The 13645-nt window shown below is 72.4% G+C and carries 13 protein-coding genes; 7 read left to right on the forward strand and 6 right to left on the reverse strand.

The features are described from left to right. Positions 1-24: 24 nt before the first annotated feature. Positions 25-1293, forward strand: a complete 1269-nt coding sequence (locus tag OG302_RS35850; protein WP_371530565.1) for an MFS transporter — start codon at positions 25-27, stop codon at positions 1291-1293. A gap of 18 nt (positions 1294-1311) precedes the next feature. Here the strand turns inward: OG302_RS35850 and OG302_RS35855 are convergent, their stop codons facing one another. Next, positions 1312-1965, reverse strand: coding sequence for a DUF305 domain-containing protein (locus OG302_RS35855; protein WP_371530566.1), 654 nt, complete (start codon positions 1963-1965; stop codon positions 1312-1314). Positions 1966-2150: 185 nt separating this feature from the next. On the opposite strand from OG302_RS35855, the gene OG302_RS35860 reads away from it, so the two are divergent. After that, positions 2151-3653 carry an LVIVD repeat-containing protein gene (locus OG302_RS35860; protein WP_371530567.1) on the forward strand — a complete coding sequence of 501 codons (1503 nt, stop codon included), beginning with the start codon at positions 2151-2153 and terminating at the stop codon, positions 3651-3653. On the opposite strand, the gene OG302_RS35865 is transcribed toward OG302_RS35860, so the two are convergent. After that, entirely contained in the window at positions 3641-4333 is a 693-nt protein-coding gene (locus OG302_RS35865; RefSeq protein WP_371530568.1) for a TetR/AcrR family transcriptional regulator, read from the reverse strand. The two genes, OG302_RS35860 and OG302_RS35865, sit on opposite strands and share 13 nt — an antisense overlap. A gap of 192 nt (positions 4334-4525) precedes the next feature. Between OG302_RS35865 and OG302_RS35870 the strand changes: the two genes are divergently transcribed. Then, positions 4526-4771: a DUF2630 family protein gene (locus tag OG302_RS35870; protein WP_371530569.1), complete on the forward strand. Its 246-nt coding sequence runs from the start codon at positions 4526-4528 to the stop codon at positions 4769-4771. A 264-nt stretch (positions 4772-5035) separates the two neighbouring features. On the opposite strand, the gene OG302_RS35875 is transcribed toward OG302_RS35870, so the two are convergent. The 3 genes from OG302_RS35875 to OG302_RS35885 form a co-directional block, all read right to left on the reverse strand. Continuing rightward, positions 5036-5734, reverse strand: a complete 699-nt coding sequence (locus OG302_RS35875) for a phosphatase PAP2 family protein (protein ID WP_371530570.1) — start codon at positions 5732-5734, stop codon at positions 5036-5038. Between the two features lie 85 nt (positions 5735-5819). Next, positions 5820-6755: a M56 family metallopeptidase gene (locus tag OG302_RS35880; RefSeq protein WP_371530571.1), complete on the reverse strand. Its 936-nt coding sequence runs from the start codon at positions 6753-6755 to the stop codon at positions 5820-5822. A 126-nt stretch (positions 6756-6881) separates the two neighbouring features. Further along, positions 6882-7448 (reverse strand): DUF5134 domain-containing protein, encoded by a 567-nt coding sequence (locus OG302_RS35885; protein ID WP_371530572.1) that lies wholly within the window; start codon positions 7446-7448, stop codon positions 6882-6884. A 153-nt stretch (positions 7449-7601) separates the two neighbouring features. Here OG302_RS35885 and OG302_RS35890 point away from each other — a divergent pair, with 153 nt between their 5' ends. Continuing rightward, positions 7602-9278, forward strand: coding sequence for an FUSC family protein (locus OG302_RS35890; protein WP_371530573.1), 1677 nt, complete (start codon positions 7602-7604; stop codon positions 9276-9278). A 37-nt stretch (positions 9279-9315) separates the two neighbouring features. After that, positions 9316-9933 (forward strand): MarR family winged helix-turn-helix transcriptional regulator, encoded by a 618-nt coding sequence (locus tag OG302_RS35895; RefSeq protein WP_371530574.1) that lies wholly within the window; start codon positions 9316-9318, stop codon positions 9931-9933. A 16-nt stretch (positions 9934-9949) separates the two neighbouring features. Here OG302_RS35895 and OG302_RS35900 read toward each other — a convergent pair whose 3' ends face one another. After that, complete coding sequence (locus tag OG302_RS35900) at positions 9950-10726, reverse strand: FadR/GntR family transcriptional regulator (protein WP_371530575.1); 777 nt, start codon at positions 10724-10726, stop codon at positions 9950-9952. A 158-nt stretch (positions 10727-10884) separates the two neighbouring features. Between OG302_RS35900 and OG302_RS35905 the strand changes: the two genes are divergently transcribed. Further along, positions 10885-12150 carry a M20 family metallopeptidase gene (locus OG302_RS35905; protein ID WP_371530576.1) on the forward strand — a complete coding sequence of 422 codons (1266 nt, stop codon included), beginning with the start codon at positions 10885-10887 and terminating at the stop codon, positions 12148-12150. Then, the gene (locus tag OG302_RS35910; RefSeq protein WP_371530577.1) at positions 12147-13586 is read left to right on the forward strand and encodes an aldehyde dehydrogenase family protein; all 1440 of its coding nucleotides are present in this window, start codon (positions 12147-12149) and stop codon (positions 13584-13586) included. Before OG302_RS35905 ends, OG302_RS35910 begins: the two co-directional genes overlap by 4 nt. Positions 13587-13645: the final 59 nt, after the last annotated feature.

Here is a 13645-nt window from a genome sequence, read left to right on the forward strand (position 1 = left end):
CGCGAGGCGAGGGGTGGCACCGGCATGGAGGCCAGGAGGTCCCTCGGGCGGCCGTTCGGATGGCTGTGGGCGGCCTACACCGTCAGCACGTTCGGCACGCGGATCGCGTTCGACGCGTTCCCCCTGATCGCGATCCTGGCCCTGGACGCCGGGCCGGCACAGGTGTCGCTCCTCGCCGCGGCGGGCTTCGCGGTGGGCGCGGTGGTGGCGGTGCCGCTCGGGCCGTGGGTGGAGTTCCGCCGCAAGCGGCCGGTGATGATCGCGATGGACCTGGTCCGGTGCGCGGCGCTGCTCAGCATCCCCGCCGCGTACGCCCTCGGCCTGCTCGGCTTCGGGCAGCTCCTGCTCGTGGCCGTCGTCGTCGGCGCGGCCGACATCGCCTTCAGCTCCGCCAGCGGCGCGTGCCTCAAGGAGCTCGTACGGCCCGATGACCTGCTCGTCGCGAACGGCCGCCTGGAGTCGACGAGTTGGACCGCCCTGATGCTCGGGCCGCCGCTGGGCGGGGCCGTGATCGGAGTCTTCGGCCCGGTGGTGACGGTGGTGGCCGACGCGGTCAGCTATCTGCTCTCGGCCCTGGGGGTCCGCGCGATCGGTGGCAAGGAGCCGCACCCAGCGCGCACCGGGCCGCCGGCCCGCTTCCGGGCGGGCGACCTGCTCGACGGGTGGCGTTTCATCCTGGCGGGCCCGGCGCTGCGCCCGCTCTTCTTCAACACGCTGCTGAACAACGGCCTGATCATGGCCACTTCGCCGCTCCTGATCGTCCTGATGGTCGGCGAGCTCGGCTTCGCGCCCTGGCAGTACGGACTGGCCTTCGCCGTGCCCTGCCTGGGCGGCCTGATCGGCTCGCGGCTGGCCCGGCCGCTCGTCGAACGGTTCGGGCGGCACCGGGTCCTGCTCACCGCCGGGACGCTGCGGGCGTGCTGGCTCATCGGCCTCGCGTTCATCGGCCCCGGTGTCGCCGGGCTCGTACTCGTCATGGTCGTCGAGTTCGGCCTGATCACCTGCTCCGGCGTGTTCAACCCGGTGTTCGCCACCTACCGGCTCGACCACACCCCGGCCGACCGCGTCGCCCGTACCCTGTCCGCCTGGTCGGTCACCAGCAAGCTCTCCATCGCCGCCATGACCGGCCTGTGGGGGCTGCTGGCCGGCGTCACGGGACCGCGCACCGCGGTCGGGATCGCCGGGGTCCTCATCCTCGCCACCCCGCTGCTGCTGCCACGACGCGAGCACGCGCCGGAAGAGCCGCACGAGCCGCACGACGGGCGGGACGCCGCCGCCCGGACCGGCGGCTGACATCCCGCGCCACGCGCCTCACATCTTGCGCATCCGCGTGATCTCGGCCGTCTGCTGCGCGATCACGTCGTTGGCCATCTCCTCGACCTGGATGTTGTTGCCGTCGGAGAGCACGTCCGTGGCCATCGTGACCGCGCCGTCGTGGTGTGTGATCATCAGCTTCAGGAAGAGCTCGTCGAACGTCTTGCCCTTCGCGGCGCGCAACTGCTTGAGCTGCCCCTCGGTCGCCATGCCCGGCATCGTCCCGTGGTCATGACCGGGTTGCTTCCTCGCACCGCCGTGGCTCTTCAACCAGCCCTTCATGGCGCCGATTTCAGGCCGCTGCGCGGCGGCGATGCGGTCGGCGAGACGCTTGACCTTCTCGGACTCGGTGCGCTTCGGGGCGAGTTCGGTCATCGTCAGGGCCTGGCCGTGGTGCGTGATCATCATCTGCGTGTAGGTGAAGTCCGCCGAGTTGGGGGAGTCGTCGTCGGTTCTCTTCTTGGCCGCGTCCTCGGCGGACAGAGTCGCGGCCGTCTCGCCCGGCTTGCCGGGAGCGATCACCGACGGGCCGGGCGCGGCCTTCTTGCCCGGTTCCGAACCGGCGTCGGAACCGCCTGAATCACAGGCGCCGAGCGCGAGAACGGCGGCCGTGAGGAACACGGCGACGGCGGGCGTACGACGGTGGAGCACGGCTGCCTCCTGTGGCGCGCGGGGAGTTGAGGACCGTCCTAGCACGCTTGCGCGCGGTGGTGATCAAAAACTTTCATTACAGATGCGTTGCCATCTGTTGATCTGTGCATGATGAGCACGATACTGCGGGGTGTCCGTGAACCGTTCGACCATGAACGGTGACTACGGCGACTAGGGAGGACGCAGTGACCCTGTTGGACAACCCCCGAACTCGGCGCAGACGCTTGGGCGTCGGCGCGGCAGCGCTCGGTCTGATCGCGGCCCTGTTCAGCGCGGCGCCCGCCGGAGCGACGCCCGATCCGGGCGACTCGCCGGCCGCGCCCAAGAGCGTGTCGAAGAGTGACGCCGCCGACGCGAGGGCGGCCATCAAGAGCGGCGAGATACCCGCGCCCGACGAGATCGTGCATTCGGACAACATCAAGCACCTCGCGAACATCCCCAAGGACGCGCTGCCGGGGTTCAACACCGACCTCGCCTTCCAGGGGAAGTACGCCTTCGCGGGCAATTACGACGGCTTCCGCATCTACGACATCAGCAACCCGAAGAAACCGCGGACCGTCTCCCAGGTCCTGTGCCCCGGCTCGCAGAACGACGTCTCCGTCTCCGGGAACCTGCTCTTCCTCTCCACCGACTCCTCGCGCAACGACAGCTCCTGCAACAGCACCACGCAGCCCGCGACCGAGAAGTCGTCGTGGGAGGGCATGAAGGTCTTCGACATCAGCGACAAGGCCAACCCGAAGTACGTCTCCGCCGTCGAGACCGCCTGCGGCTCGCACACGCACACACTCGTGCCGGAGAAGAAGAACGTCTACGTGTACGTCTCCTCGTACTCCCCGAGCGCGACGTTCCCGGACTGCCAGCCGCCGCACGACGGCATCTCCGTCATCAAGGTGCCGCGCAAGGCCCCGCAGAAGGCGGCGGTCGTCGACTTCCCCGTGCTCTTCCCGGGTGAGGGCCCCGACGGCGGCGGCAACCCGGGCGGGCCCACCAACCCCGGCGTCTCCAAGACCACCGGCTGCCACGACATCACCGTGCTGCCCTCCGAGGACCTCGCGGCCGGCGCCTGCATGGGTGACGGCATCCTCTTCTCGATCAAGAACCCCGAGAAGCCCAAGGTCATCGACCAGGTCCAGGACAACAAGAACTTCGCGTTCTGGCACTCGGCGACCTTCAATCAGAAGGCCAACAAGGTCGTCTTCACCGATGAGCTGGGCGGCGGTGGCGGCGCCACCTGCGACGAGGCCACCGGCCCGGAGCGCGGTGCCAACGGCATCTACGACATCCAGGGCAAGGGCGATCACCGCAAGCTCGTCTTCAAGAGCTACTACAAGATCCCGCGCCACCAGGCCGCGACCGAGAACTGCGTCGCCCACAACGGCTCGCTGATCCCGGTCAAGGGCAAGGACCTGATGGTCCAGGCGTGGTACCAGGGCGGCGTCTCCGTCTGGGACTTCACCAACTCCTCGAAGCCGAAGGAGATCGGCTACTTCGAGCGCGGCCCGCTGTCCGCCGACACGCTCCAGCTCGGTGGCTCCTGGTCGGCGTACTACTACAACGGATACATCTACTCGAACGACATCGCCAAGGGCTTCGACGTCCTGAAGATCGACGACAAGCGGACGGATCCCGCCGAGCGGGTCCGCGTCCGTGAGCTCAACGTCCAGACCCAGCCGGACTACTTCGACTGAGCGGACCCCGGTGTGAACCCCTGAGCGGGCCGCGTCTCCTGCGCGCCCTGCTCGTCGGCTCGACCATGCGTCCCGCCGGGCGGCTCGTCGCCCGGCGGGACACCGAGCTCCCACGCCAGCCCGTACCGCTGGAACAGCTCGGCCCGCAGCGCGCCCGCGGGCATCGGCACCCCGGGAAGCAGCACCGCGAAGACCGCGCCCATCAGGAGGGCGCGCAGCAGGGGGTAATCGGTGTCCACGTCGGGCGACCCATGGCGTACGACGGTGTCGCGGAGCAGTTCGGCGAGATGCTGCTGCTCCGGGCAGCGCACGAACCCGTCCGCCTGGAGGATCCCCGCCATGTGGGTGCGCATGAGGAGGGGCTGATCCCTCGCCAGGCCGAGGATCGCGTCGATGGCGCGGGCCAGGCGCTCCTGCCCGTCCGAGCTGCGCGGCTCCCGTTCGAGTGCTTCCTCCAGGGTGCGGTGCATGAGCCGGTGCACCGCGGACTGCAGGAGTTGGCGCTTTCCGGGGAAGTAATACGACACCAGGCCGCGGGCCGAGCCCGCGCGGTCCGCGATGTCGCCGAGAGTCGTCGCCTCGTAGCCGCGCTCGCTCACCAGCTCGACCGTGGCCTGGAGGAGCCGTTCCCTGGAACGCCTTCGCAACTCTTCATTGACCGATGCGCTACGCGGGGACATCCTGTAACTCCTGCGTTGACTGGCTCAGAGCCAGTATACTCAGTGTGTCACGGGCCAGGGCCTTCGGTGGTCGTCTCACGGTCCGGTGCGACCTGGAGCAGGCAACACCGCGGGGGAGTGTTGCCTGCTCACGGGTGCCGATCGGCCGAACCCTCCTTACAGTGGGCCGGGGGGCCGAGGAGGCGTACTGAGATGGATCAAGAGCAGATTCTGTCCCGGATCTCGTCGATGGTCGACGACGAGCGGACCCTGCGGGAATCACTGGCGTCGGGCGCGATCGACGAGGCCACGGAGCGCGCGCGGCTCGGCGTGCTGGAACGTGAACTCGACCAGTGCTGGGACCTGCTGCGCCAGCGGCGCGCGAAGGCGGAGTTCGGCGAGAACCCGGACGCGGCGCGGGTGCGTCCGGCCGCCGAGGTCGAGGGCTACCGCTCATGAGCGGTGGCGCATCCGGCCCACCTTCCTCGGCCTAGTCGCGGATGGGCGCCGAGCGGGGCAAGCCGTACCGAGGGCGGCACCTCACGGTCACCTTCGACGGGCAGCGGTGTCTGCACGCCGCGATGGCACGCTGGTACTCCGGGTGACCTGCGGATCACGGTGCCGGATGGCGAGGCCGACGAGGCGGTCCGGGAGACGCGAGCAATGCTGTGCGGCTACGTCTGTGCGGGGGTCCGGCCGGTGGGTGCGCCCGGACGGCAGTCGTCAGGTGGTCTCCGGCGGTCGGGTGCTTGGGCGGTAGGTGTACGTGGCGACGGCGAGGGCGACCATCAGGGCGCCGAGCAGCCACCCGCCGACGACGTCCGACGGCCAGTGCACGCCGTTCCAGATGCGGGTCGCGCCGACCCCGATGACGGAGACCACGGCGATGGTCACGCCTGTGCGCCATACGGCGGGGCCGACCCCGTACACCCGCAGCAGCCAGAGGAGGAGGCCGCAGACGACCGTTGCCGTCATGGCGTGGCCCGAGGGGAACGCCGCGAAGTGGGCGGAGTCCACCGGGTCCGGCCAGACGGGACGGGGCTTGTCGACCGCTGCCTTGAGCCCCTGTTGCAGCAGCGTGCCCACCGCGCAGGTGACGGCGAGCCAGAGGGCCAGCCGGCGCTCCCCGCGGAAGACCAGCCACACCACGGCCACGGTGATCAGCGCGCGCATCGTCCACGGATCCCACACCCAGTCGCTCAGGATGCGGCTGGCGTGGGTGAGGCCGTCGTGCGCGACGGCCCAGCGATGCGTGGTGCGCGCGATGTCGCCGTCGACGGTGCCGAGCGGCCCCCACTCCAGCTCGACCAGGAGGATCAGCACGAGAGAGAGGACGGACAGGAGGGCGGCGACGAGCGGCGCGCGGGGCTTGCGCGGACGGTGCGAGCCGGGCGGCGAGTCGATGGGTGCGGCGGGGTGCATGGAGAGATCCTCGCCGACGGACAGGGTCCGGGGCCATCCCGGGGCGCGGCCCGTGGCGTGTGGCCGCGAGTTCAGGCGCGGGCCGCTATCCCAGTGCGCGCAGGCCCGGAACGAACGTCACCAGGAGCGGGACCACCGGCACCAGCGCCGCCGCAGCCGTCAGCCGCAGCCGCCGCCCCGCGGTGAGCCGTGGCCGCGCGGACAGCAGCCGGTGCACCCGCTGCGGTACGTGTGCCTGCGGGGTCGGGCAGGGGCCGAACACGCCCCGGTCCTCGTTGAGCTCGACCAGCGCGAGGGCGATCGTCAGCCGCCCGAAGCGCCGCGAGGCGACATCGTCGGCGGCCAGCTCGACCAGGCGGTGCATCTCGTCCCGGAACGCGGCGAAGACCGGCACCTGCGGGAACCCCGTGGCCAGCGCACCCGAGCAGTGCAGGAGCCAGTCGTGCCGTGCCTGCGCGTGCCCCTGCTCATGGGCGAGCACGGCATCCAGCTGACGGCCCTTCAGGCGGCGCAACGCGGCGGTGGTGATGACCAGTTGGGGAGCGGAACCCGGCAGCCACCAGGCGTCGGGACGCTCACCCTCAAGGACGACGAGACGGTCGGCGCCGGGCTCCTCGCCGGGCAACAGCGGCGCGCGCAGCAGGAGTTCACTGCGCCCCTTGCGGCGCCTGGCCCGGGCCCGGACGATCTCCCGGGTCAGCATCGCGGCGGTCCACACGCCGCCCAGGGCCAGCGCCACGGCGGTCGCGGGCGCCCAGGAACCGCCCGCCCCGAGTGCGTACGCCTCGACCACGTCGTGCGGCGCGGGAGCGAAGACATGGCCGCGCACGGCCTGCCACGCGGCGGCGGCGCTCACGGTCATCGACAGGGCGCAGCACATGAGCACACCCGCCACGACGCACTGCCACGCCCACAGCGCGACCACCGGTTCGCGCTCCGGCCAGTCGGCGCGTGCGAGGAGGCGCGGGGCGACGACGGCGGTGAGGGCGCCCAGCAGCAACAGCGCAACGGGGAGCAACATGCGTCAAGACTATGAGGGCGGCGCTGTCGGAGGGTATGGCCTATCGCCTCAAGTGACGCACGCCACGGCCGATCGCGGGATATCACCCCTTACGGCCCCGCTGCCCCGCGAGTCGCCCCCGTCGTCCTACAGCGTCAGCAGCATCGCGATCATGGCGATCCCCATGGAGAGGCGGCACACCATCGCCAGTTCCGCGCGGTCCGCCCACCCCGTGACCGTCCCGCCCCCGCCTCCTTCCGCCGTCGCGAGCACCGGTGCGGGCAGGAGGCGGACGCCCGACACCAGCACGTACCCGGCGAAGTACAGCAACAGGGCTCCGGTGAGCGCCGGGGTGCCCCCGCCGCCCCCGTGGCCCGCGTGCGCGGTGGGTGTCGCCGCCATGGCCGCCGCCATGTAGACCATGGCGCAGGCGCCGACCAGGTGATGCAGGTGGTGCCGGTTCCGGCGGGCCGCCCAGAGCGTGCGGAGCGCCGCCGCGCCGAACACGGCCGCGTATCCCAGCCACGCCCACCGGGGCGGGGCGAGGACGGCCGCGGGCAGGGCCATCAGCGCCATCCCGAACCCCATGAGCGCCTCTCCGCCCGCCGTGCGGCGCTGTGCCTCGATCCTGCTGCGCATTCGCAGCAGGCAGTAGGACCCGGTCGCCGCGCACAGCGCGACGAGCAGCCAGCCGGCCTGCGCCGGTCCGTGCACCGCACACCTCCCCGATCGACGGTGTCGTCGGGTCGATGCCCTCGCACGGCGCGTCGTACGCGAGCGCATGGGTGTACGCGGGGAGCGCGGAGGGGGAGCGGACGACGCCGGGCTATATCGTTTTCGAGTAAAACACTTGCTAACCTTCTAGGTATGAGCAGCACACCACCACCCCCGCCCGGCCTCTCCGGCCCGTCCCGTGTCCGTCGACTCCCGCTCGCCGGTGTGCTGCGTACGGGCAAGCCGACCGACATCTGGTTCAAGCCCGCGTCGAGCGTGGTCGTCGCCACCGCGATACCGAATCTGACGCTGCTCGCGCTCGGCCGCCTCGATCTGATCATGTACACGATGGCCGGATCCTTCTGTGCCCTCTACGCCCACAACCTCCCGTACGCCGCGCGGGCCCACGCCCTCGCCGGGGTCGTGCTCGGCATGCTCGCCAGTGTCGGGATCGCGATGGTCGCCGCCTCGCTCACCACGTCGGCGGCGGTCCTCGTGGCGGTGGGGGCGCTGCTCGCCGCCGCGCAGAAGACGCTCTGCGACGCGACCCGCATCGGCCCGCCCGGCCACCTCATCTTCACGTTCATCAGCTCCGCCACGCTGTTCGCGCCGCAGGCCATCGGGCAGGTCCCGGGCCACCTCGCCCTGACGCTCGGCGCGGGCGCCGTGGCCTGGCTGATCGGCATGGCCCCCGCCCTGGTGCGACCGCACGGCCCCGAGCGCCGGGCCACCGCACGGGCCCTGCGCGCGGCAGCCGCGTACGCCGAGGCCTCGGGCCCCGGCCGTGAGCGCGCCCGCCCGGGGGCGGCAGCCGCCGTCCACGCCGCCTGGCAGTCACTGCTCGCCACGGGCTCCCGCACGGCGGCGCGCCGCGCCCTGGAACGCCTGGTCGTCCGCGCCGAGGAAGCCCTGGCGGCACCGTCGGCGGCGGACCCCGCCCAGCTGCGCTCCTGGGCGACGGGCCTGCGGGGCACGAGTGCCGTGCCCCGCCCCGGCGGCGTACGGCCCGGCGCGGACGACGAACTCCTCGGCGTGGAAGCCGAGTCGGCCGCCACCCCGGCGAAGAGCCCCCTGTGGCGGCGCCTCGGCCCCGGCTCGCCGCTGCTGCCCATCGCCCTGCGCACGGCCGTCGGCTGCGCGCTCGCGGGATACGCGTCGCTCGCCCTCGGCGTCGGCCGCCCCTACTGGGCGCTGGTCACGGCGGCATCCCTCTACCAGGCCAACGTCACGCTCACCTGGAACCGGGGAGTGCAGCGCGTGGTCGGCAACCTCGTCGGCGTGCTCGCGTTCGCCGCGATCGCCCCGCTCGCCCATCTCAGCCACGCCGCGCTGATCCTCTGCTGCCTGGCGCTCGCCTTCGGGGCGGAGGCGCTGATGGGCCGCAACTACTGGCTGGGCAGCGTGTGCGTCACGCCGATGGCGCTCCTCGTCACCGAGTTCGCACGGTTCCAGCAACCCGGAGAGCTGATCCTCGACCGGGTCGTGGACACACTCGTCGGCGCGCTGCTCGGCATCGTCGCGGCGATCGCCGTCACCAACCGGCGCGCCGCCGACCACATCGAGCTGGCCATCGACGCCACGGACCGGGCCCGCGCCCGCGCCGAGCAGGCCCTGGCGGCCCCGCGCGCCACCCCCGGCACCCTGCGCCCGGCGCGCCGCGGCCTGACCGCCGCGCTGGTCGACCTGCGCGCGGCGCATGACGTGGCGGCGGGGGAATGGTGGCAGGGCGCCCTGCCGGAGCAGCGGGTGCTGGTCGCCGAGCAGGCCGGACACCGTACGCTCGCGGCGACGGTACGCGGCACGGAGCACGGCGAGCGCGTACGGGTGTGACGAGCCGGGCCGAGCGGAAGGTCGAGGACAGGGGCGCATGAGCAACGGGAACGAACGGGGTGCGGCGGAGGAAGCCGCGGCCCGTGCGGGAGACGGCGGCGCGGGCGGCGCCGCGCGAGCGACGGGCGGTGCCCCGGGCGCGCCCCGCGACACCGTCGCCGCCGTCGTGCGGCAGTGGCAGGCGGTACGGCCGGACATCGACACCGGGCCGATGGAGGTCATCGGCCGCATCAACCGCTGCGCGGCCCTCCTGCAGCAGGCCGAGGACGCCCCGCTGCGCCGGGTCGGCCTGACCCGCCCCGAGTTCGACCTCCTCGGCGCGCTGCGCCGCACCGGCCACGAACTGACCCCCGGCGAACTGGCCCGCGAGACCTTCTCCTCGGGCGCGGCCGTCACCAAGCGGCTCAAGCAGCTCCAGGAGCGCGGCCTGGTCGACCGGCGCGCGGACACCCGTGACCGCCGGGTCTCGCACGTCGGCCTGACCGACGCGGGCCGCGACCTGGTCGACTCGCTCCTGCCCGATCAGCTCGCCTACGAGACGGTGGTCCTCGCGGGCGTCGACGAGGACGGACAGGCCCGACTCAGCGCACTGCTGGGGGACTTGCTGCGACAGCTGGAGGGGCGGCTCGGCCTTTCACCGGGGTTCCGGGGGTGACGGGCGCCGCGGGCGCTCAGTGACCCTCGACCGACGCCGCGAGCAACTCCCGTGTCTCGGGCTCCACATGATCCGCGTAGTACTCGTGCAGGGCCGTGCGGCCCAGGCGGGCGGCCAGTGGCCCGTCACCCGCCTCGATCGCCGCCAGGACCTCACGGTGATGGGCTATGGAGCGCTCCATCCAAGCCGATGTGTCCGCCACGCCCGCGATCTTCTTCTCGATGACCTCCACCACCGCCTCGTGCACGGCGCGTGCGCACAGGCCCAGGAGGGAATTGCCGCTCGCCTCGGCGATCGCGCGATGGAAGAGCGCGTCCGCCTCGCTGAACGCGTGCAGCGAGGCGGGGCCGCCACTGCTGAGCGCTTCCATGCGGGTGATCTGTTCGCGCATCCGGGCGAGGTCGTCCGCGCCGTGCAGACGCGCGGCCAGACTGTTGCTCTCGGCGTCCAACACCATGCGGAACTGCACCAGTTCGCCGAGCGTCGCCACGCTGGAGCGGGTCAGGCGGCCCAGGGCCCGGCTGAGGTTGTCGGGCGAGACGCCGAGCACCTCGGCGCCCAGCGGGTCGCCCGGGCGGGAGCGGATCAGACCCGCCGACTGCAGCACGCGCAGCGCCTCGCGGACCGTGGAGCGCCCCACGCCGAAGCGGTTGACCAGCTCGCGCTCGGCGGGCAGCCGGGAGCCGGGCGGCAGATCACCGCTGAGGATGCGCTCCTCGATCTGCTCGGCCACCCGCTGATAGGCGCGGACCGGTGTGACCGGCCGGAACAGGTCGGCGTCGTCGGCGGCCATCGGCCCGCCCCCTCCACGGTATGTGACGGACACGCGATGCCGGCGCGGGAAAACCAAGATCTGATGGTTGACCCGGCCGTGAACGTGGAGGCAGAGTACGGGAACTCAACTGGTCTGACCAGTCGACTGGCCTCATGGTCGGCCGACTTGGAGGTTCCATGCACACCAGCCCAAGCACGCCTGCCGCCGTCCCGGACATCGACTCCGACGCCGTCGTCGCCTTCACCCAGGATCTGGTCCGGCTGCGTACCGTCAACGCGGCCGGAGCCACCGAGGTCGAGCGGCCCGCCGCCGAACTCGTCGCCCGGCTCTTCACCGAGTTCGGCTGGACGTACGACGTGATGGAGGTTGCGCCCGGGCGGCCCAACACCGTCGCCGTCATCGAGGGCGGCGGCGGTGCCGGGCCGACCCTGATGTTCGAAGGGCACATCGACGTCGTCACCGAGGGGGACCCGGCGGACTGGAGCGTCGATCCGTACGGGGCCGAGATCCGCGACGGCAAGCTGTGGGGGCGCGGCTCCGCCGACATGAAGTCCGGTGTCGCCGCGATGATCTACGGAGTGCGCGCCCTGCAGCTCGCCGGGCCCTTCCCGGGCCGCATCGTCCTCGGCGTGCTCTGCGACGAGGAAGGCCTGATGCTCGGCGCGAAGGCGTTCGCCGCCACCCCGCTCGCCCGTGAGGTGGACGGCGTCATCGTCTGCGAGCCCGAGGGGTACGAGGTGTGCACCTCCGCCCGTGGCGGCATCCGCCTCCGGCTCGACCTCGACGGGGTGATGGCCCACGGCGCCATGCCGCAGGAGGCCAAGAGCCCGATCGTGGCGGGCGCCCGCATCGTCGAGGCGCTCGACCGCGCCCAGACCTGGGCCGAGGTGCGGTTCGGCACCCATCCGCACGCCGGGAGCGTGACGGTCACGCCGACCGTCCTGCACGGCGGCGACCCGGATCAGCTCAACGTCATCCCCGCCCATGGGTTCGTCGGCATCGACGTCCGCACGATTCCCGGCACCGATCACGCCGAACTCATCGAGCGCGTAAGGAATTTCGCGGTCGAGGCGGCCGGAAGCGTGGGGGTGGGCGTCGCGCTCACCGTCGTCGACGACCGGCCCGCCATCGAGCTTCCCGAGGACCATCCGGTGGTCACCGCCCTCGTCGACGGCCACCGTCAAGTGCACGGAGAAGCACCGCCGTTCGGGGCCGTGCCCGGCACCACGGACGGGACGATCCTCACCCGCGACGCCGGTCTGCCGACGGTCGTCTACGGACCCGGCGGGAAGTGGATCGCGCATCAGAAGGACGAGTTCGTGGAGGTGCGCGAGATCGTCGAGTACACACGGGTGTACGCCGCCGCGGCGCACGCCTTCCTGAACGGCGCCACCGGGACCGACGGCACTGGGACCGCCGACGGCACAGGGGGTGCGCGGTGACCTGTCCCGAAGGGCTGCCGGTCGGGGACGGCTGGGTGTCAGCGCCCGCCACCGGCCCCGTCCGCTTCCCGTACGACGGGAGCGAGATCGGCACGGCGCCGATCGGCGACGAAGATCTCGCGAGGCGCGCGGTCGAACACGCCGCCGCGGTGCGGGTGAGGGTCGGCAGGCTGACCGCCGGGGTGCGGCGGCAGGTGCTCACCGGGGTCGCCGCGACGCTGGCCGAAGCGGTGCCGGAGCTGGTGGACCTGCTCGTCCTGGAGACCGGGAAGCCGCGGGTCGACTGCGAGGTCGAGATGCGGCGGTCCGTGGCGACCTGGCAGTCCGCCGCCGACGAGGTGGCCCATCTGCACGGGGAGACCGTGCCGCTGGACCTCCAGCCGTCCGGGGAAGGCCTCTTCGGCTACTGGACGCGGCGGCCCGTCGGCGTGGTCGTGGGCATCGCGGGCTTCAACTACCCGGTCCTGCTCGCCTCCCACAAGATCGCACCCGCGCTCGCCGCGGGCTGCCCGGTGATCGTCAAGCCCGCACCGGCGACACCGCTCGCCACCCTGCGGCTCGTCCATCTCGTACGGGAGCAGCTCGTGGCGGCGGGTGCGCCCGCCGGAGCGGTGCAACTCGTCACGGGGGACGCCGAGGTCGGCCGTACGCTCACCACGCATCCGGAGGTCGCCGCGGTCTCCTTCACCGGGTCCGCCGCCGTCGGCCACCGCATCGCGCGCGACGCGGCACCCCGCAAGGTGGTCCTCGAACTCGGCTCCAACGCGGCGCTCGTCGTGGCCGCGGACGCCGATCTCGACGCCGCCGCCGACGCGGTGCTGCGGGGCGGGTTCTACGCGTCGGGGCAGGCCTGCATCTCCGTACAGCGGGTCATCGTGGTGGCCGACGTCGCGAAGGAGTTCGAGAAGCGGCTCGCCGAGCGGCTGCCGGACGTGGCGGTCGGCGACCCCCGGGATCCCGGGACCCGCGTCTCGGCGCTCATCGACGAGGCGGCCACGGAACGGGTGCTCGACTGGGTCGGCCGGGCGCGTACGGCAGGTGCCCGGCTGGTCGCCGGGGGAGCCCGTGCCGAGGGCGGCCGGTGCATCGCGCCGACCCTCCTCGCGGAGGTCCCCGACGGCGAACCCGCCTGGGACGAGGAGATCTTCGGCCCGGTCGTCTGCCTGCGCACGGCGCCGGACCTGGACACCGCGTACGACCTCGTCAACGCGAGCCGCTACGGCCTGCACGCGGCCGTCTTCACCCGTGGCCTGCGGGCCGCGCTGGGAGCCGCGGACCGCCTTGAGGCCGGCGGTGTCGTGGTGAACGAAGTCCCCGGTTACCGCAGCGACATCGCCCCCTACGGCGGAGTCAAGGACTCGGGCATCGGCCGCGAGGGCCCCAGGTTCGCGATCGAGGAGCTGACGGTGACCCGCATGGTCGTCATCCGGCCGTAGGACCTGTCGCCCCGGCCGTAGGACCTGTCGCCCCACCCCGGCCCCGTGCAGCCGGGGCC

The organism is Streptomyces sp. NBC_01283, assembly GCF_041435335.1.
GTDB lineage: Bacteria > Actinomycetota > Actinomycetes > Streptomycetales > Streptomycetaceae > Streptomyces.